General features: G+C 72.7%; 15 protein-coding genes. 3 read left to right on the top strand and 12 right to left on the bottom strand.

Annotation, left to right across the window (positions count from 1 at the left end; all coding sequences use genetic code 11):
• Positions 1-50: 50 nt before the first annotated feature.
• The 7 genes from OG776_RS07730 to OG776_RS07700 form a co-directional block, all read right to left on the bottom strand.
• The gene (locus OG776_RS07730) at positions 51-1,742 is read right to left on the bottom strand and encodes a phospholipid carrier-dependent glycosyltransferase (protein WP_187285761.1); all 1,692 of its coding nucleotides are present in this window, start codon (positions 1,740-1,742) and stop codon (positions 51-53) included.
• Between the two features lie 184 nt (positions 1,743-1,926).
• Positions 1,927-3,246: an alpha-glucosidase/alpha-galactosidase gene (locus OG776_RS07725; RefSeq protein ID WP_148011299.1), complete on the bottom strand. Its 1,320-nt coding sequence runs from the start codon at positions 3,244-3,246 to the stop codon at positions 1,927-1,929.
• Positions 3,246-3,827: a hypothetical protein gene (locus tag OG776_RS07720; protein WP_148011300.1), complete on the bottom strand. Its 582-nt coding sequence runs from the start codon at positions 3,825-3,827 to the stop codon at positions 3,246-3,248. Before OG776_RS07720 ends, OG776_RS07725 begins: the two co-directional genes overlap by 1 nt.
• 5 nt (positions 3,828-3,832) lie before the next feature.
• Complete coding sequence (locus OG776_RS07715) at positions 3,833-4,651, bottom strand: carbohydrate ABC transporter permease (RefSeq protein ID WP_148011301.1); 819 nt, start codon at positions 4,649-4,651, stop codon at positions 3,833-3,835.
• Positions 4,648-5,610, bottom strand: a complete 963-nt coding sequence (locus OG776_RS07710) for a carbohydrate ABC transporter permease (protein ID WP_187285762.1) — start codon at positions 5,608-5,610, stop codon at positions 4,648-4,650. The genes OG776_RS07715 and OG776_RS07710 overlap by 4 nt, the downstream gene beginning before the upstream one ends.
• A gap of 128 nt (positions 5,611-5,738) precedes the next feature.
• Positions 5,739-7,034 (bottom strand): ABC transporter substrate-binding protein, encoded by a 1,296-nt coding sequence (locus OG776_RS07705; RefSeq protein ID WP_329319725.1) that lies wholly within the window; start codon positions 7,032-7,034, stop codon positions 5,739-5,741.
• A 12-nt stretch (positions 7,035-7,046) separates the two neighbouring features.
• Positions 7,047-7,838 carry an endo alpha-1,4 polygalactosaminidase gene (locus OG776_RS07700; protein ID WP_410093240.1) on the bottom strand — a complete coding sequence of 264 codons (792 nt, stop codon included), beginning with the start codon at positions 7,836-7,838 and terminating at the stop codon, positions 7,047-7,049.
• 315 nt (positions 7,839-8,153) lie between these two features.
• Between OG776_RS07700 and OG776_RS07695 the strand changes: the two genes are divergently transcribed.
• Complete coding sequence (locus tag OG776_RS07695; protein WP_148011304.1) at positions 8,154-9,104, top strand: alpha/beta fold hydrolase; 951 nt, start codon at positions 8,154-8,156, stop codon at positions 9,102-9,104.
• 2 nt (positions 9,105-9,106) lie between these two features.
• Here the strand turns inward: OG776_RS07695 and OG776_RS07690 are convergent, their stop codons facing one another.
• Complete coding sequence (locus OG776_RS07690; RefSeq protein ID WP_329319722.1) at positions 9,107-9,928, bottom strand: phytanoyl-CoA dioxygenase family protein; 822 nt, start codon at positions 9,926-9,928, stop codon at positions 9,107-9,109.
• Between the two features lie 64 nt (positions 9,929-9,992).
• On the opposite strand from OG776_RS07690, the gene OG776_RS07685 reads away from it, so the two are divergent.
• Positions 9,993-10,943, top strand: coding sequence for a helix-turn-helix domain-containing protein (locus tag OG776_RS07685; protein WP_329319720.1), 951 nt, complete (start codon positions 9,993-9,995; stop codon positions 10,941-10,943).
• Here the strand turns inward: OG776_RS07685 and OG776_RS07680 are convergent.
• Positions 10,903-11,397 (bottom strand): universal stress protein, encoded by a 495-nt coding sequence (locus OG776_RS07680; RefSeq protein WP_148011306.1) that lies wholly within the window; start codon positions 11,395-11,397, stop codon positions 10,903-10,905. The two genes, OG776_RS07685 and OG776_RS07680, sit on opposite strands and share 41 nt — an antisense overlap.
• Before the next feature lie 16 nt (positions 11,398-11,413).
• Positions 11,414-12,670, bottom strand: a complete 1,257-nt coding sequence (locus OG776_RS07675; protein ID WP_148011307.1) for an arsenic transporter — start codon at positions 12,668-12,670, stop codon at positions 11,414-11,416.
• Between the two features lie 678 nt (positions 12,671-13,348).
• Between OG776_RS07675 and OG776_RS07670 the strand changes: the two genes are divergently transcribed.
• Positions 13,349-16,447 (top strand): glycoside hydrolase family 2 TIM barrel-domain containing protein, encoded by a 3,099-nt coding sequence (locus tag OG776_RS07670; protein WP_329319717.1) that lies wholly within the window; start codon positions 13,349-13,351, stop codon positions 16,445-16,447.
• Here OG776_RS07670 and qcrB read toward each other — a convergent pair.
• Together qcrB and sigJ are read right to left on the bottom strand one after the other, a co-directional pair.
• Positions 16,358-17,905, bottom strand: coding sequence for a cytochrome bc1 complex cytochrome b subunit (gene qcrB / locus OG776_RS07665; protein WP_329319715.1), 1,548 nt, complete (start codon positions 17,903-17,905; stop codon positions 16,358-16,360). The two genes, OG776_RS07670 and qcrB, sit on opposite strands and share 90 nt — an antisense overlap.
• A complete protein-coding gene (gene sigJ / locus OG776_RS07660) occupies positions 17,902-18,864 on the bottom strand; it encodes an RNA polymerase sigma factor SigJ (RefSeq protein ID WP_148014914.1) in 963 nt (320 codons plus the stop codon). The genes qcrB and sigJ overlap by 4 nt, the downstream gene beginning before the upstream one ends.
• Positions 18,865-18,965 lie beyond the last annotated feature (101 nt).

Genomic DNA, 18,965 nt, shown 5'->3' with positions numbered 1-18,965 from the left:
GCCGACGGCGGTGCGAGCGGTGGGCGACGGCCGGACCCCTCGCCCCCGGCTCACGGTCTGCGGAAGATCGTGATCGAGTGGCCGACGTCGTCCACGGGCGTACTGCCGTCCAGCAGTGCGGCCAGGCGGCCGTCGGCCTTCGCGACCGACGAGTCCGAGACCGCGAGCAGACCGTGCACCTCGGCCGGCGGCGCCTTGCGCGGATCGGCGGCGTCGATCCCGTAGGCGGAGGGCACACCGCTGCCCTTGTAGACGAGCCAGACCCGCTCGCGCGGATAGTGCTCGGACAGCCGGTCGGCGAGCCGCCCGAGGTCCTGCCCCCAGTCGACGTTCGAGTCGTGCAGCCGCAGCCGGGTCTTCGACGGTCCGCCGAACGCCTCGTTCGAGTACGGCAGGTAGTAGGGGAACGCGCGCGCCGAACTGACCGCGACGAACAGCACCAGAGCCACCGCCGGGAGACGGACCCCGCGGAGGCGCAGCCCCACGACCCCGCCCGCCGCTACCGCGAGGAAGACGGGCACGAACAAGGCGTACCGGACCCCCAGATCACGGGATCCCGTCATGGCCACCGCGAGCAGCACGGCCGGAGGGACGAGGACGTAGGGAGCGGCGGCACGCAGCCGGGGCACACGGAGCATCGCGGCCGCGCCGGCCGGCCAGAGCGCGAGCGCGCCGAGCGGTGTCTTCACCAGCAGCGCGGCCGGCAGGTAGTACCAGAGCGAACCCCGGTACACCCTGCCGAAGAGGAATCCGCTCCATGTCGCGTTCTCGAAGCCGAACTGGATGCGCATCCCGTCGCGGTACGGCTCGGGTACGGGCAGCAGGCGCAGGGCGAGTCCGCGCGGTCCGTGCACGGCCGGGACGCCCCCGGGCGTGCTCCACCGCAGCCGCGGGTCGACGGCCAGGTAGCAGGCCCACACCACGGCGAGGGCCAGCACCGCCATGCCGGCCGCGACCACCAGGGCCCGTGCGGCGAACCGCCACGGCGCGTCAGGGCCGGTCCCGGGGACGCGCCGCGCGTGCCACAGGGAGAGCACCGCCAGGAGCAGCAGCACCGGGACCGCGGGCAGGGTGCTCATCTTGGTGGCGAGCGCCGCGCCGAGCGCGACCGAAGCGAGCGCGAGCCGCCGCAGCGGCCGCGCGCGCCGTGCCCGCCACACCAGCCACGCCGACGTCAGCACGAAGCCGACCGCCGGTACGTCGAGGGTGGCCAGCGACCCGTTCGCGACGACGTCCGGAGACAGCGTGTACAGGGCGAGCGCCACCAACCCGCCCACGGCGCCGAAGAGTTCGCGGGCGAACGACAGAACGACCAGACCGAACAGCAGCGTCAGCACGATCACCGGCAGCCGCGCCCAGAACATCACCCGCCAGGGGTCGTTCCCCGACTCGTACAGCAGGCGCCGGCCGAGCGCCGTCTGATCGTCGCTCGCGTGCGCGTCGAGATGCGGGTGGGCGAACACCAGCCCGGCAGCGATGATCAGTTTGCCCAGCGGCGGATGCTCCGGGTTGTAGCGCAGGCTGTGTTGCTGTGTGTAGACCTCCGCCGTGCCGACGTACACGGGCTCGTCGATGGTCGGCGTCTGCCGCGCCGCGGCCGTGACCATCGCCACCGCCATCTGGGCCAGCAGGGCGGCCACGGCGAGCGCGAGCAGCCACCGCCGGTGCCGCCGGAGCCATGCGCAGCGTCGCGGCGGGGCGGTGGTGCTCGTGGGCAGGCGGCTCTCCCGCCTGTCCGCCATGGAGGTCGACATACCTCTTGATACGTCCGCCCGGTGGCCCGCAGTTCATCCGACACGGGCCGGTTTCGGCACGGGCCCGTGCCGGCACGCGCGCTCCGCGCGCTCCGTCCGGCACCGGCAGCGCGGCGGAGCGGCAGGGCGGAGCGGCAGGACGTGGGTGCCCGGCGGGGGTCCGGGCACCGGCTCAGTGGCCCAGCTCGGCCCGCAGTTCCGGCTGGAGCAGGGTGCCGTGGGCACGGACGAGGTCGTCGCACAGATCCCAGATCCGTTCGACGGGAAGCGCGGCGGCGGTGGCCGGGTCGGCCATGGCGGCGTGCCGGATGTGGCGCGGGTCGTGGTCGGTGGCGGCCCGTACGACCAGGTCGCCCACGGCGACGTAGGCGCTGTTGAGGGCCGCGCACTGCGGCGGGAGCGCGCCGACCCGGGTCGGCCGGACCCCCAGCGCGTCGACCAGGCAGGGGACTTCGACCACGGAGTCGGCGGGCAGGTTGTCGATCAGGCCGCGGTTGGGGACGTTCCCGTAGACCGTGCGGGGGGTGCCGGTGAGAACGCTGTGGATGATCTGCGGGGCATATTCCTCGGTGCCCTCGACGGGCAGCGGCGCGTCCGCCGCCAAGGCCTCGCGGGTCTGTTCGTAGCTCGCCCTGTTCTCTTTGATGATCTCCAGATAGGCGCCCACCGGCAGCCGGAGACGTTCGATCTCGCTGTCGTGGTGCAGGTACCAGGGCACGTACTCCGAGGAGTGTTCGCTGGTCTCGGTGGGGTAGTGCCCCAGCCTGCGGTACATGTCGACACGGACCCGGCGCAGCAGCCCGGGATCTCTGGCGATCGCCTCGTCCAGCAGCGGGTGGAGGTCCTGCCCGGCGCGTTCGAAACGCAGCACCCAGGCCTGGTGGTTGACTCCGGCCGCCAGATAGGACACCTCCTCGAAGGGCACGCCGACCAGCGCGGCGAGGTCGTGCATCGTCCAGTGCACCGAGTGGCACAGGCCCGTCACCCGCAGGTCCGGGGCGATGCGGCTGAGGTAGAGGACGTTCATTGCCATGGGGTTGGTGTAGTTCAGCAGCTGGGCACCCGGGCACAGTTCGGCCATGTCCTCGGCCAGCGCCCGCAGGACGGGGAAGGTGCGCAGGGCGCGGAAGATCCCGCCGATGCCGAGCGTGTCGCCGATGGTCTGGCGCAGACCGTGACGTGCCGGGATCTCGAAGTCGACGCGCGTCGCCTCGTCCATGCCGACCTGGATGATGTTGATGACGAAGTCCGCGTCGGCCAGGGCCGCCCGCCGGTCCAGGTGCGCGGTGATCACCGGCTCGACCCCGCGGGCGGCGGCGATGCGCCGGGCCGCGCCCTCCGCCGTGGCGAGCCGCTCGAGGTCGATGTCGTGCAACGCGATCCGCAGGCGGGCCAGTTCGGGGAAGGCGAACAGGTCCGCGAGCAGCCCTTGGGTGAACACCACGCTCCCGGCCCCGATGAAGGCGATCTTCGCGGTGGTGACGTCGTGCATCAGTGACTCCCTGTGTGCGAGTTGTCCGAGGCGGCGGCGCGGGCCTCGTCCCACGTGGGCCGCGCCGCCGTACCGCCGTGGCCGCGCGTGGAGGACGGACCGCGGGCCACGGCGAGGGCCGACGCGGGGTCCGTGCCCGGCGGGGTCGCCGCGCCGGACCTGACGCCGGAACCGTCCCCGGCGCCCACGGTGCCGACGGGATCGACCGGCACCACGGGCGCGTGCGGCAGCCGGGTCCCCGACGCGGTGCGGACGGCACGGTCCCCGTCCCCGGGGGTGACCACGACCCTGAGCGCCGAGGCCGGTTCGGGGCCGGTGACCGGGAAGCCCGCGTCGACGCCTCGCGCCGGCGCGTCCCCGACGAGCGCGTCCGCGGGACCGGTGCCGGCCCGGCCCGTGGGGGCGTCCCGCGGTCCCGGCCGGGCGGCCCCGCGCACCATGACGGCGGCGGATCCGCCGCTCACCGGTCCCGCGTACGGGGCGGGCCGGTCACGCTGCCCGGAGGTGGGAGGACAGGACGGCGGCCCGGCCACCCCGTCCGGGTTCGCGTCGCCGGTCACACCGGGGTCGAAGGCCCGCACGGCGGTCACCCCTTCAGGCCGCTCGACGTGAGCGACTGCACGAACGTCTTCTGCGCCAGCAGGAACGCCACCAGCACCGGCAGCACGCTGATCATGTTCCCCGCCATCACCGCCGACCACCGGGTGTGGTGCTGTCCCTGGAAGGTGGTCAGCCCCAACTGGAGCGTGTACTGCGTGTCGTGGTTGAGCGCGATCAGCGGCCACGACAGGTCGTTCCAGGTCGACAGGAACGTCAGCACGGCGACCGTCGCCAACGCGGGCCTGGCCAGCGGCAGCACGATGGAGAAGAGGACCCGCAGCCGCGAACACCCGTCGATCCAGGCGGCCTCCTCCATCTCGCGCGGCAGCGAGAGGAAGAACTGCCGGAACAGGAAGACCGCGAACGGGGTGACCAGGGACGGCACGATCAGCGCGCCGAGCGTGTCGATCAGACCCAGCTCCTTCATCACCAGGAACGTGGGGATCATGGTGAGCTGGAACGGGATCACCATCGTCGCCAGCATCAGCCCGAGCAACAGCCGCGACCCGGCGAACCGCATCCGCGCGAACGCGTGACCGGCCAGCGCCCCGAACAGCAGATTCGACCCCACCGCGACCGAGGCGACCAGGAAGGAGTTGGCGAACCAGCGCGGGAACAGCGCGTTCCCGAGCACATAGCGGTACCCGCCCAGGTCGATGCCCTTCGGCCACAGCGCGGGCGGGAACCTGTTGATCTCCGCGTCGCTCATCACCGAACTCAGCAGCAGCCACACCAGGGGCAGCGCGAAGCCCAGGGACAACGGTGCCAGCAGCAGATGCCAGCCGTTCACCCTCCGCGTCCTCATCGGACGCCTCCTTCCGTACGGTCCTGGCGGCGCCGCACCACCCGCAGCGCCGCGCCCGCCACCATCAGCGCCGCGGCCAGCACGTACGCCGCCGCGGCCCCGTACCCGGCGGTGAACGTCTGGAAGGCCTGCTGCCAGACGAAGTAGACGACGACCGTGGTCGAGCCGAGGGGGCCGCCCTTGGTCGTCACATAGATCAGGTCGAAGACCTGGAGCGCCGTGATCACCTGCCACAGCAGCAGGAACACGGTGACCGGTGTGAGGGTCGGCAGCACGATGTGACGCAGGATCAGCGTCCGGCCCGCCCCGTCGATGCGGGCGGACTCGACGAGTTCGGGCGGCACGTCCTGGAGCGCGGCCAGGTAGACGACCACGCAGAAGCCGACGCCGCTCCACAACGAGATGAGGACCAGCAGGTAGATCGCCTGGTCCGGGTCCGAGAGGAAACCCTGGGGCGAGACGCCGAGTTGGTGCAACAGCGAGTTGGCGACCCCGAACTCCGGGTCGAGGATGAACGAGAACAGCACGCCCTGAGCCGTCGCCGACACCACGAACGGGATGAAGACGAGCGTCCGGTACAGGCCGACGAACCGCAGACGGCGGTTCAGGGCCAGCGCGAGGGCCAGCCCGCCGAGCAGACTGAGCGGCACGTACAGGGCGGTGTACAGCAGCGTGTTGCTCACCGCCGTGTGGAAGGCGGGGTCCTGGGTCAGCGCCCGGTAGTTGTCGAGGCCGACCCAGCGGCCCGGCGTGACCAGGTCGTCGGCCCGGAAGGACAGCAGCAGCGACCAGAGGACGGGGACGATGCCGAGACCGAGGATCACGACGACCGCGGGGCCGACGAACCCCCAGGCGGTGGCCGTCTCACGGCGGGCGCGACGGCGTGCGGCACGCCGGGCGGCGGCCGGGGGCACCGAGGTCTGCGGGGCGAGCGTGATGGCGCGGGGCAGAGTGGACAAGACGGCCTCCCTCACCTGGAAGTCACCTGAGAGTCACCAGTGCACGGACGACGGAACGCGGGTGACGCGGGGAACGCGTCGACGGAAGCGGAAGCGGAAGCGGAAGCGGGAGCCGGCCGGGGCCCGGGTCACCGGGGGATGAGCAGGGCGGCGTCGGACCGGTCCGCGCACCGGCGCAGGGCGCCCGCGGGGGAGTCCTTGCCGAGGAGCACGGAGACGATGGCCTCGCCGAGTGCCTGGGAGATCTGGGGATAGGCCGCGTGCACCGGTCGCACCCGGGCGGAGGCCAGCGCTTCGGTGAACACGTCGAGGCCCCGGGTCCGCCGGGAGTGCCGGCGCCACTCCGGCCGGTCGGCGGTGGCCGAACTCAGCGGAAGACTGCCCGCCGAGAGATCCCAGCGGGCGTCCTGGGCGGGCCGCATCATCCAGCGCACGAACTCGACCGCCGCCCGTGAACGGGCCGAGCCGTTGTCGAACACCGTCCAGGTGTCCGGGCCCGAGATGGTGACCGGCCGACCGCTGTAGGTCGGCAGCGGCACGACGCCGTAGTCGACCCCGGCGGCGACGATGTCCGGGAGCTGCCAGGGCCCGGTCCCCACCATGGCCATCCGGCCGGCCATGAAGACCTGGTACATCTGCTCGCCGCCGGGCTTCGGGTCGACGTACACGCTCTTGTCGCGGCTCAGCCGGGCGAGGGTCTCCAGCGCCCGTACGCCCTGCTCGGCGAAGCCGATGTGCCTGCCGTCGGGAGCCACCACGTCACCGCCCAGGTCCCAGACCATCGGCCACAGCCGCCACACCGTGTCCTCGTCGCCGGTCCCCGGCCAGCCCGTCCCGAAGACCCCGCGGCTGGGGTCCGTCAGCCTGCGTGCCGTGTCGGTGAACTCGTCCCAGGTCCAGCCGGCCCGCGGGAAGTCCACCCCGGCCTGCCGGAAGAGTTTCCTGTTGTAGACGACGGCCAGCGAGTCGAGCAGCGCGGGAGCGGCCCGGACCCTGCCGTTGACGGTGATCCCCTCCCGCACCGGGGTCCACAGCGACCGCCACGGAGGGGGGCCCGCGTGCAGCGCGGACGTCAGATCGACGACCCGGGGACTGCGCGCGACACTGGCCAGGTCCGAGCCGAAGATGTAGGCGATGTCGGGATAGGAACCCGAGGCCAGCGCGGCCGTCACCTTCTGGAGCATCGCGTCGGACAGGACCCCGCCGCCCGCGCTGTCCACCCGGATGCGCGGATGGGTGCGGTTGAACTCGGCGACCAGCGCCTCCACGGCCTTCCTGCCAGTGTCGCTCTGCCCGTGCCACAGCTCGACGGTCACCGTGCCGTCGGCACCGACGCCGTCGGCGGCGCCGGCACCGCAGGCGGCGAGGAACGGGGCGGCGGCCGCGCCGGCGAGCAGCCGGCGACGTGCGATCGAGGAGGTCATCACGGCCCCCCGTCAGTGGGTCCGGCGGACATAGTCCGCGCTGCCCGGCGTCGAGACGTCCACGTCCCGGCGCACGATGCTCAGCCGCTTCCCGTAGCGCGCGCGGGCCTTGTGCAGTCCGCTGTCGGTGTACTCGATGACGACGACCCGGTCGTGGAACGCCTTCGCGTACGTCCCGCACTCGTCGAACTCGCCGCACTCCTCCGCCACCGCGAAGTCGAGACCGGTCCGCTTTCTCAGCCCGGCCAGCTCCGCGGTGTTCTTCTGCCCGATGGCCAGGTGACGGGCGTGCGCCCGGGCGGAGAGCAGCGTGATGAACGCGGTGGCGTCGTCGGCGCTCAGCAGATTCCGGGAACGGGTGTAGCTGTCGTAGTTGTCCGGCTCCACCGCGTCGAAACCCTCGTCGGCGCAGCCGTCGATCCACCGTCCGACCCGCGCGGCCACCCGCTCGCGCTTCGCCGGCGTGCCGATGTCGAGCAGCACCTCGTCCCAGTCACGGTCGACCACGGGCCTGCCCCGCGTGTCCCGCAGCAGCAGGTCGGCGGGCCACTGCCGCTGCTCGCCCGGCTGCACCTGGAAGGCGTTGACGTAACAGATGTTGTAGAGGCCGGGCGCGGGCTTCGCCGTACGGTCACGGCTGACGATGCGGACACCCGACGGCGGCCGGTAGGCGCCGCCGATCTGGTAGTCGAAGCCCGCGTGGAGCGGGGGGAGCCGTACGGCCCGCGGGCTCGGACCCGAGCCCGCGGGCCGCGCGGACGGCGTGCCGCGCGCCGGTCCCGGGGCGCAGCTCACCAGTGTCATGAACGCCATCAGGGCAGCGGCCGTCACCGGACCGGCGGCGCGGAGAACACGTTTGACGGGCATGTCCGCTCCATCAATCGCGAGTACGACCCCGCCTCGGACGCTCCCGCGATCCTGGCGACTTTGGCCGGACTTGAACCGTGTCCGTTACCGGCTGGGCGCACCTCTGGGTGCCCGGCTGCACGCCTCGGCACGCCAGGATCAAATCGCCTCCACGCCGCCCGCGTCAAGGCCGCGCCCCGCCGGAGGTCCCCGGAGTGATCACCGACACGCGATGTCCCCGGGGAGCCCCGACCCGGGCCCTATGGTCAGGACATGACCGGAGACCGCATCGCACTGGCCGTCCACGACCACGGGGGCGACGGGCCGCCGCTGATCCTGTTGCACGGAGCCGGCCGCACGCTGGCCGACTGGGCCGCCGTCGCCCCGCGCCTCACCGGACGGCACCGGGTGCTCGCCGTCGACCTGCGCGGACACGGTCTGTCGCCCGCCGGACCCTGGAGCCTGGCCCGGGTGGTCGAGGACATCGAGGGGGTCCTCGACGAGTACGGTCTCCCCGACGCGCTGCCGGTCGGACACTCGCTCGGCGGCATGATCGCGGTGCGCTACGCGCTGGACCACCCGGAGGTCACACCCGGCGCGGCGAACCTCGACGGATTCGGCTGGGGCCGGCCCGACCAGTACGTGGGCCTCGACCCGGCGGTGGTCGCCGAACGGCTCGTCCGGGTGAGGGAGTCGGTGCGGGACGGGCTGCGGGGCGGCCCGCTGCCCGTCGACGGGCTGCAGAACCTGCTCGCGCGGGAGCGCGCCCTGTCCGGGGAACTCGGCATCCCGTACGAGCTGTTGGAGAAGGCGCTGCTCCGTTCCGTGCGCCACACCCCGGACGGGCGGCTGGAGTCGAGGCCGCTGCGGGACGACATGCTCGCGGTGCTGGCGGAGATCGACTCGCTCGACCTGTTCGATCTCTTCGCGCGCATGGACCGCCCGCTGCTGCTCGGACGCGCGCTCCGCCCGACACCCCCGGCCCCGGGCAGGGAGTGGTTCGACGAGCTGACGAGGGCCTACGGGATGGGGCTCGCCAGGGATCTCACGGCACTGGCCGCACGGCGGACCCATGTGCGGGTCGTCGGGATCGACGGCACGCACGCGATGCTCCTGGAGAACCCCGGCGCGGTCGCGGCGGCGGTCCTCGCGTTCGCGGCCGAGGCGCTCACCGATCCCGCCTCGGTCCCCTTCCGGTACGCGCTGCCCGAACCGGAGGAGTGAGGTCAGTGCGGTGGCACGGCGGCGAACTCGTCACCGCACGGGCCGGCGCCCTCGCTCTCCGGAAGGGCGACCGGCTCGCCGTTCATCGTGAGGGTGCGGTAGTGGCCGCCGATGCGGGCCGTGGACCGTCCGACGTAGTGGCCGATGAAGCTCCGGCGGAAACGGCCGGCGCTGCGGTTGGGACCCGAACCGTGCATCAGACTGCCGTTGAGGAACAGCACGTCACCCGGTGCCATGTCGACCGGCACGGCCGCGAGGCCGGGCGGCGGCGGGACGTACTCCCGGACGAACGAGAGCCTCTCGTCCGCCTCCTGCGGGCAGAACAGTTCCATCCGGTGGGTACCCGGCACGATCTCCAGCCCGCCGTTGTCCCGGTCGATCGTGTCGCAGGCGATCCAGGCGGCCACACAGGTGCCGGGCTCCACCCGCAGATAGAAGTTGTCCTGATGCAGCGCCTGGCCCCGGGCGCCGGGCGGCTTGAAGTAGAACATGCTCTGCGCGGCCAGGACCTCCTCGCCCAGCAGGGCTTCGAGGATCATCCGCAGCCGCGGATCGAGCAGCGTGCGCCGGGACAGCGCGTTGATCCGGTGCGGATGCATCACCCGGGGGTGGCTGTGCAGCGGATCGGCCGGCCGGCCGGTCCCCGTGGCGCGGGGCTCGAAGTGCCCCGGCACCGGCCCGGCGGCGTGCAGCGCCGTGAACTCCGCGCACAGTGCGTCGATCTCGGCACCGGCGAACAGCCCGCGGACCACCACGAAGCCGTTGTCCTCGAACTCGTGCTCCCACCCGTACGGGCGCCGCCCGCTCCTGTCCGTGACCGTCATCCGACCGTCCCTTCCGCTCGGGATCCGAGATGTCCCACGCCAGGCGGACGCCCCGCCCCGGAGGATGCCCGTGCGTGCTGACGTCCTGCCCGAGCCTGCTGTCCCGTCCCCGCCGCCGGGCCTGGTGACCGTCGGACGCCACGACCGGCGGCCGGGATACCGCGTCCACCGGCCGCACGGCAGCGACAGCTGGCTGTTCACCTGGACCACGGCCGGACGGGGGAGCCTCCGGCAGGGGACGACCCGGACCACGGCCGGCCCCGGCGACCTGGTGGTCCTGCGACCCGGCGTACCGCACCGCTACGGCGTCGAACCGGGCGCCGACCACTGGGCGTTCTGGTGGACCCACTGCCGGGCCAGGCCGTCCTGGGACCGGTGGCTGCGGCCGTACGCCCTCGACGACGGGGTGTACGCCGTGCGGCCGGCGCGGAGCCGGGACCGTATCGCGTCGGCGTTCCGGCGGATGCTCGCCGACGCCCGCTGGACGGGTGACGGCGAACCGCCCGGTGACGCGGACCCGGCCGCCGGCGCGGTGGCGGTCGCGCACGGCACGGCGGCCAGGGAACTGGCCCTGTGCTCCCTGGAGGAGATCGTGCTGCTGGGCACCGCCCGCACGGAGGCCGGCCGGGCGGGCGCGGACGCCCGGGTGCTGCGGGCGGAGGCCCTGATCGCCGCCGACCCGGGCGCGGCGCACACCGTCGACTCGCTGGCCGGGGCGGTCGCTCTCTCGCCGTCGCGGTTCGCGCACCTCTTCACCGAGCAGGTCGGCCGCTCCCCGATGCGGGTGCTGCGCGAGGCCCGGCTGCTGCACGCGGCCCGGCTCCTGGAGACCACCGGGCTGCCGGTGGAACGGGTGGCCGCGCTCTCCGGATTCGCCGGCGCCCCCCACTTCCACCGGGCCTTCCGGCGGCACTACGGAACCCCGCCGGGCGCCTACCGCCGTGACGTCCGCGGGTCCGTGTCCGGCCGTTCCGCTACGGGTGGTGGTGCGGGGGAGGCGGCGGCAGGGTCGTGACGTCCGGGGCCGGTTCCGGCCAGACGAGCAGCACCGGACAGGGCGCGTGGTCGACGACGAACCGTCCGGCCGGGCCCAGACTGTGCGGGCCCAGCCGGGCCCGGTCGCCGTCACGGGCGAGTACGAGCAGATCGGCGCCGTCGGCGGCGGCGACCACCTCCCGCTCGGCCCGGCCGGCCCGCTCCAGCCGTTCGCACGGGCGGTCCAGGCGCTCGGCCGCCGCGTCCAGCAGCTGTACGGCCGAGGAGGCGCCGAGATCCTCCAGCAGGGCCTCGGGGTCGCGTTCCCGGTGGCCCCGGCCGAGCAGCCCGGCGAACGCGCCGTGCGCCAGACCGGCCACCCCGGGCTCGCTGACGTGCAGCAGCACGATCTCGGTAGCGTGCGGCGCGTGCTCGCGCACCGCGTCCACACAAGCCGGCCAGGTCCCTTCGACGAGCCAGGCGATCACCCGCATGCGCAGCGTCCTCCGTTCAGCCTCCGATGACGTGGAGCGAGGTCCACAGTGCCAGTACGGCGGGGACCAGCGCGGCCGGCACGGCGATCAGGCCGAGCCGGGTGAACTCCTTGAGGTCGACGCCGTGTTCGTGCTGGTGGACGATACGCCGCCACAGCAGGGTCGCCAGGGATCCGGCGTAGGTGAGGTTGGGGCCGATGTTGACGCCCAGCAGGACGGCCAGGACCGCGCCGGAGCCGGACGACGCGGCCAGCGGCAGCAGCACCAGGACCGCCGGCAGGTTGTTGATCAGATTGGCGAGCACGGCGGCGAGCGCCGCGATCCCGAGGAGCGCGAGGAGCCCGCCGCCGTCCGGCAGGATCCGGCCGAGGGCGTCGGAGAGCCCGTTGTCGACCACCGCGCGGACGACGACCCCCAGGGCCAGGACGAAGGCCAGGAAGGCGGGCGCGGTGGCCCGGGCCACGGTGAGCACGGTGGCGCGCCCGCGCAGCACCGCCCGGACGGCGAGCACCAGCGCGCCGGCCGCGGCCGACCACGCCGGATCGATCCCGACGGCGGAGGCGACGACGAACCCGGCGAGGGTGCAGCCCACCGTGACCAGCGCGAACAGCGGCAGCTCCGGCGGCTCGTCGAGGGCGGGCCGGGGGGCCGCGGCGGCCAGGTCGCGGGCGAAGAAGCGCCGGAAGACCACGTACTCGGCGCCGATCGCGACCAGCCACGGAAGGACCATCAGCGCGGCGAACCGGGTGAAGCTCAGCCCGCTCGCGGTGAACGCCAGCAGGTTGGTGAGGTTGGAGACCGGGAGCAGCAGCGAGGCCGTGTTCGACAGGTGCGTGCAGGCGTACACGTGCGGTTTGGGGCGGGCGCCCATCCGGGCCGCGGTGGCGAAGACGACGGGCGTGAGCAGCACGATGGTGGCGTCGAGGCTGAGCACCGCGGTGATCGCGGAGGCGAGCGCGAAGACCGCGGTGAGCAGGCGCCGTGGCCGTCCCGCGGCCCAGCGCGCCATCCAGGCTCCGCACGCGTGGAAGAGGCCCTCGTCGTCGCAGAACCGGGCGAGCACCAGTACGGCCGCGAGGAAGCCGATCACCGGCCCCAGATGCGCGGCCTCCTCGCGGGCGTGTTCCCAGGAGATCGCGCCGGTGGCCATCACCAGCAGGGCGGCCGGGACCGCGACGACCGCCTCGGGCCAGCCGAACGGCCGCACCACCGCGCAGACGAGCACGGCGGCGAGCAGCACGACGGACAGTGTTTCGGCGAACGGGGTGTTCAGGGTTCGGTCCTCCAGGGCACGAGCGGGTGCCCGTCCATCACATCAGATGCCGCACCACCTGCCCCGACGGGACGCGGTCAGACCTCCGGGGACACGTCGGGCCCCGGTCGCCGACGCGGATCGCCGGTGCGGCTCGCGCCTCAGGCAGCGGCGTCGCGTCCGCGCGGACCGCTCCGCAGCCGACCGTGGGTCCGCTGCCCCGGCCGGATGACCGGCGGCGCGCCGACGAGGTTCTCGGCCGTTCGGGTGACGACGGCCGAGGCGCCGACGGGTACGCCGGCCCTGTCGCCCTGTCGCCCTGTCGCCCTGTCGCCCTGTCGCCCTGTCGCCCTGTCGCCCTGTCGCCCTGTCAGGCGCTTCCCGGCGCGTCGCCCCCTCGGACGCGTTCCGGCACCGCGTCGCCGTCCGTCCGGGGCGGGGCGGGGTCGGTCAGCCGGAGTCCTGCCCGGCCGGACCGGCGGCACCCCGCCGAGCCTCTGCCGGGGTCCGCGTCCGAGACGCCGGAGGTCGGCGACCGGACCCTCGGGAGCCCGGCGGCGCGCCGTGTTCCGGCCGATGTGACGTCGGGGGCGGAAGTGGGCGCCCGCCCCTTGACGTCCGTACGCATCATCCCGTCAGAATCTGTTTGTTCACGATCAGTTGTGATGAGTTCTGGGCCCTTGATGAGGGAGAGCCGCCTTGACAGTCACTCGGAGATCGGTATTGATCGCGGGAACCGCCGCACCCACGGCCGGAGCGTTCGCGGGTGCGGCCGACGCCCGGGCGGACTCGTCCGGGTCCACGACGGGCCGCAGCACCGTCGAACTCCACGACGGCTGGCGCTTCGCCCTGGTCGATCCGGGCGGGATCACCGACCCGACCGGGGCCTACGAGGGCGCGGCACAGCCCGGCTACGACGACTCGGCCTGGCGCGAGGTGACCGTCCCGCACGACTGGAGCATCGAGCAGAGCCCCACCACCGAGCACGGCACCACCAGCGGGACCGGCTTCTTCCCGGGCGGCCTCGGCTGGTACCGGATCGCCTTCACCCTGCCGCCCGCCCTCGCGGGCAAGCGCGTCTCGGTGGAGTTCGACGGCGTCTACATGGACTCGTACGTCTACTGCAACGGCACCGAGGTCGGCCATCACCCCTACGGCTACACGGGGTTCGCCCTCGACCTCACCGGTCTGCTGCACACGGACGGCCGCACCCCCAACGTCATCGCGGTCAAGGTGCAGAACCAACTCCCCAGCAGCCGCTGGTACTCGGGCAGCGGCATCCACCGCGAGGCCCGACTCGTGGTCACCGGACCGGTGCACGTCGAGCGCTGGGGCACCTACGTCACGACGCCCGAGGTCACCGCGGGGCGGGCGGTCGTCCGGGCCCGGACGAGTGTGGTCAACGGGACCGGGGCGGCGGCGAAGGTGCAGGTGGTCTCGCGGATCGTCGGCCCCGACGGCCGGACGGTGGCCCGTGCCTCCAGCACCGCGACGGTCGGCGACCGCGCCGACGAGACCCATGAACTCGTCGTGGAGAAACCGAAGACGTGGGACTTCGCGACCCCCGGCCACCGCTACGTCCTGGAGACCGAACTGCGCGTCGGCGGGTCGACCGTCGACACCTTCCGCACGTCCTTCGGCATCCGCTCCTTCCGCTTCGACCCGGACGAGGGTTTCCACCTCAACGGCACCCACGCCAAGATCAAGGGCGTCGACCTCCACCACGACCAGGGAGCCCTCGGCGCCGCCGTCAGCCTCGACGCGGTGCGCCGGCAGATGACCGTCATGAAGTCGATGGGCGTCAACGCCTTCCGCACCTCCCACAACCCGCCCTCCCCGCAGATGATCCAAGTCTGCGAGGAGCTGGGCATCGTGATGATGGTGGAGGCCTTCGACTGCTGGCGGACCGGCAAGACGAGGTACGACTACGGCCGCTTCTTCGACGAGTGGTGCGAGCGGGACGCCACCGAGATGGTCCTCGCGGCCCGCAACTCGCCCGCCGTGGTGCTGTGGTCCATCGGCAACGAGATCCCCGACTCCACCTCGACCGCCGGGCTGGCCATGGCCGACCGCGTCATCGGCGCCATCAGGGCCGCGGACGACACCCGCCCGCTGGTCATCGGCTCCGACAAGTACCGCCGTCTGCCCGCCAAGGACTCCGCGGCCGACCTCATGCTCGCCAAACTGGACGGACTCGGCCTCAACTACAACACCGCGCAGTCGGTGGACGCGCTGCACGCCGCCTACCCCCACCTCTTTCTCTTCGAGTCGGAGTCGTCCTCCGAGACCTCGACCCGCGGCACCTACCAGGAGCCGGAACACCTCAACACCGGCGAGAACCACACCCCCGGCCGGCGGGCCACCTCCTCGTACGACAACAACCTCGCCTCCTGGACCATGAGCGGCGAGTACGGACACAAGAAGGACCGGGACCGGAAGTGGTTCGCGGGCCAGTTCCTCTGGTCGGGCATCGACTACATCGGTGAACCCACGCCCTACGACGTCTTCCCCGTCAAGGCGTCCTTCTTCGGCGCGGTCGACACCGCGGGCTTCCCGAAGGACATGTACCACCTGTTCCGGAGCCAGTGGGTGAGCGAGCCCATGGTCCATCTGGTGCCCATGACCTGGAACCACGAGCAGGGCGACACGGTCGAGGTGTGGGCGTACGCGAACGTCGACACGGTGGAGCTCTTCCTCAACGGAAAGTCCCTCGGCACACGGAAGTTCGACACGAAGAGGACCGTCGACGGCCGTACCTACCTGGAGACCACCGAGGCGACCGGTGACGACAAGACGTTCACCTCGGGCCCCTACCCGGGCAGTTACACCAGTCCGAACGGCAGCGCGGGCAGACTCCACCTCACCTGGAAAGTGCCCTACGCGCCGGGCGAGTTGAAGGCGGTCGCGCGCCGCGACGGCCGTACCGTCGCCACCGATGTGCTGCGCACCGCCGGCCCGCCGCACGGGATCCGCCTCACCGCGGACCGCGCGTCCCTGCCCGCGGACGGCCGTTCGCTGGTGTTCGTGACGGCGGAGGTCGTCGACGCCCGGGGTGTGGTTGTGCCGGACGCCGAGCACCTGATCGCGTTCGAGGCCCACGGCGGCTCGCTCGCCGGGCTGGACAACGGGCGGCAGGAGAGCGCCGAGCGCTATCAGGCGAGCACCCGGACGGCCTTCCACGGCAAGGCCCTCGCCATCGTCCGCGGCGGCACGCGCCCGGGGGGCCTGCGCGTGACGGCCCGCGCTGCGGGACTGCGCGGCGCCACCGTCTCGGTGGCCACCACCACGGCGCGCGTCCGGGCGGTCACCCCGGCCACCCCCTTCGCGCCCGACCCCGGACCCGGCGCCCCCGCCCACCCGTTGGCGGACGCGAGCTACTCGGGGCGCCCGGACTCCCTGCCGGCCGCCATGCTCGACGGCGATCCGGCCACCGGCTGGTCCAACGCCTTCCACAAGTCGGCCACCGCCCTGCTGCCCGCGTTCGACGGAGCCCGCGCGCAGGACTGGGTCTCGGTCACCTGGGCGCGGACCCGGGCCGTCGACCGGGTGGAGGTCTCCTTCACCGTCGACGCCGAGCACACCCTGCCCGCGTCGGTTCGGGTCTCGCTCTGGGACGGCGAGCGCCATGTGCCGGTGCGGGGCACGGCCGTCGACTGGGCCACCGCCTCCGACACGCCGACCGTGATCACCTTCGACCGGGCCCGCGGGTCACGGCTGCGGATCCTCCTGACCAGCGGGCGCCCCGGAGCCGCCGACGGCGCGGTGCGCGTCAGCCGGCTGGAGGTCCCGGTGGTCTGAGCGCCCGCGGTGCTGGTGCTCGGTCAGCGTGTGGAGTTCGGCCGGCCCGAGCGGGCGGTGCGCCTCGACGTACTCGCCGTGCGGCAGGCGTGTGATCACGCCGGTCGCACGGCCGTGCGCCACCAGCTCGCGGTCCCGCTGCTGCAGCCCCAGACAGAGACGGCGCGTCACGACGAGGACGAGGACCGGCACGACGAACAGGGAGATCCGCACGGCCCAGGTGACGCTGTTGATGGACAGATGCAGACGGGTGGCCACGATGTCGTTGCCGCCGCCTGCCAGCAGGATCGCGTACACACTGATCCACGCGGCCCCGATCGCCGTACGGACCGGCCGGTTGCGCGGACGGTCCAGGAGGTGGTGCTCGCCCCGGTCACCGGTGAACCTCGCCTCCACGAACGGATAGACGCCGATGGCGACCAGGAGCAGCGGGAAGACCACGACCGGGACGAGCACACCGAGCACCAGCGTGTGCCCGGCGACATGGACCTCCCAGCCCGGCATCACCCGGACCAGGCCCTCGGCGAAGCCGAGGTACCAGTCCGGCTGGGCGCCCGTCGACACCTGGTCGGCGCGGTAGGGGCCGTATGCCCAGACCGGGTTGACGGTCGCGACCGCCGCGACCAGCGCGAGGACTCCGAAGACCAGGAAGAAGAAGCCACCGGCCTTCGCGAGGTACACCGGCATGAACGGCGTCCCCACGACGTTGCGTTCGGTCCTTCCCGGTCCTCCGAACTGGGTGTGCTTGTGGTACACGACGAGGACCAGGTGCGCGACCACGAGCGCCGCCATGATCCCCGGGATCAGCAGGACGTGCAGCGAGTAGAAACGGGCCACGATGTCGTGACCCGGGAACTCCCCGCCGAACAGGAAGAACGACAGATACGTGCCGACGACCGGCACCGACAGCAACGCGCCGTCCACGAACCGCAGTCCCGTCCCGGACAGGAGGTCGTCCGGCAGCGAGTAGCCGAACAGGCCCTCGAACATGCCGAGCAGCAACAGCGTCCAGCCGAACACCCAGTTCACCTCACGGGGCCTGCGGAACGAACCCGTGAAGAAGTGCCGCATCATGTGCGTCAGCATCGCCGCCAGGAAGACCAGCGCGGACCAGTGGTGGATCTGCCGGATCAGCAGTCCGCCGCGCACCTCGAAACTGATGTCGAGCGTGGACGCGTACGCCTCCGACATGCGGATGCCGTTCAGCGGGAGGTAACCGCCGTGGTACGTCACCTCGTTCATGGACGGATGGAAGAACAGCGTCAGGTACACCCCGGTGAGGACCAGCACCACGAAGCTGTACAGGCAGATCTCGCCGAGCAGGAAGGACCAGTGGTCCGGGAAGACCTTGCGCAGATAGCGCCTGCCGAGGGTGTGGAGGCCGAGCCGGCCGTCGAACCAGTCGGCGAGACGTTCGCCGGAAGACGTCCGTCCCCGCGTGTGCCCGGTGTCCGTCACGCGTGCTCCTCCTCGGTCTCCCCGACTTCCCCGGTCTCCCCGACTTCCCCGGTCTCCTCGTCCCGTCGTACGCGCGCGAGCTTCTCGGGGTTGGTGACGATGTAGACGTCCGACACCCGCTCGCCGTCCGGGGTGAGGTCCATGACCATCACCGCGTACGGCGACTCGCCCGCGAAGAGCACCGCGGAGTCGTCGCCGTTGACCCGCCGGTAGCGGATGTCGAGGCCGCTGCCACGCCGGGCCGCGTAACCGGCGAACAGCCGGGCCGCCTTGTCCCGGCCGCGCACCGGCCGCAGCCCCGCCGGTCCCTTGCCGCCGCCGTCCGTCCACACGGTCACGTCCGGCGCGAGGATCTCCATCAGCGCGCCGATGTCCCCGCCGAGGGCCGCCTCGACGAACCGCTCGGTCGCCTGCCGGCGGACCCGGGGACGCGCGCGGTAGAGCGGCCGCCGGGCGTGCACGTGCTCCCGCGCCCGGTGCGCGAGCTGACGGACCGCCGCCGGGCTGCGGTCGATGACCTCCGCGATCTCGGTGTGCGCGTAGCCGAACACCTCGTTGAGGACGAAGACCGCCCGCTCCAGCGGGGTGAGCGACTCCAGGACCACGAGCAGGGCCAGGGACACCGACTCGGTGCGCAGGGTGCGGTCGGCCGAGTCCTCGGGCGACGCCTCGTCGAGCAGCGGCTCCGGCAGCCAGGGCCCCACGTACGTCTCGCGCCGCCGGATGATCGCGGCGCGGCGCGCGAGCGCGTGGTTCACCCCGATCCGCACCAGGTAGGCACGCGGGTTGGTGATCGCCTCCGGCGGAGTGCGCCGGGCACGCCCCGTCCACGACAGCCAGGTCTCCTGAAGGACGTCCTCGGTGTCGGCGACGCTGCCGAGGATGTTGTAGACGATTGCGAAGAGCAGTTCGCGATGATCGACGAACACCTGCGTGGCGCCTTCGGTCCTCTCGGCCATGCCATTCCTCCCTGGGTGCGCTCACCACTGCGAGCCCCGGAGGGGGCCGGAGTGTGACACCCGGAGGCGGAAGAGTGACGTACGTCTCACGGCGTCACGCG

This window comes from Streptomyces sp. NBC_01689 (genome assembly GCF_036250675.1).
Taxonomy (GTDB): Bacteria; Actinomycetota; Actinomycetes; order Streptomycetales; family Streptomycetaceae; genus Streptomyces.
Note: the sequence above shows the minus strand (reverse complement) of the source record. Positions and strands in the feature narration are given on the sequence as shown.

Excerpts from the sequence above, each read along its gene's own strand:
- OG776_RS07700 (WP_410093240.1), bottom strand. The coding sequence starts at position 7,838 with ATGACACTGGTGAGCTGCGCCCCGGGACCGGCGCGCGGCACGCCGTCC.
- OG776_RS07685 (WP_329319720.1), top strand. The coding sequence starts at position 9,993 with ATGCCCGTGCGTGCTGACGTCCTGCCCGAGCCTGCTGTCCCGTCCCCG.
- OG776_RS07725 (WP_148011299.1), bottom strand. The coding sequence starts at position 3,246 with ATGCACGACGTCACCACCGCGAAGATCGCCTTCATCGGGGCCGGGAGC.
- OG776_RS07715 (WP_148011301.1), bottom strand. The coding sequence starts at position 4,651 with ATGAGGACGCGGAGGGTGAACGGCTGGCATCTGCTGCTGGCACCGTTG.
- OG776_RS07730 (WP_187285761.1), bottom strand. The coding sequence starts at position 1,742 with ATGGCGGACAGGCGGGAGAGCCGCCTGCCCACGAGCACCACCGCCCCG.
- OG776_RS07705 (WP_329319725.1), bottom strand. The coding sequence starts at position 7,034 with ATGACCTCCTCGATCGCACGTCGCCGGCTGCTCGCCGGCGCGGCCGCC.
- OG776_RS07680 (WP_148011306.1), bottom strand. The coding sequence starts at position 11,397 with ATGCGGGTGATCGCCTGGCTCGTCGAAGGGACCTGGCCGGCTTGTGTG.
- OG776_RS07695 (WP_148011304.1), top strand. The coding sequence starts at position 8,154 with ATGACCGGAGACCGCATCGCACTGGCCGTCCACGACCACGGGGGCGAC.
- OG776_RS07690 (WP_329319722.1), bottom strand. The coding sequence starts at position 9,928 with ATGACGGTCACGGACAGGAGCGGGCGGCGCCCGTACGGGTGGGAGCAC.
- sigJ (WP_148014914.1), bottom strand. The coding sequence starts at position 18,864 with ATGGCCGAGAGGACCGAAGGCGCCACGCAGGTGTTCGTCGATCATCGC.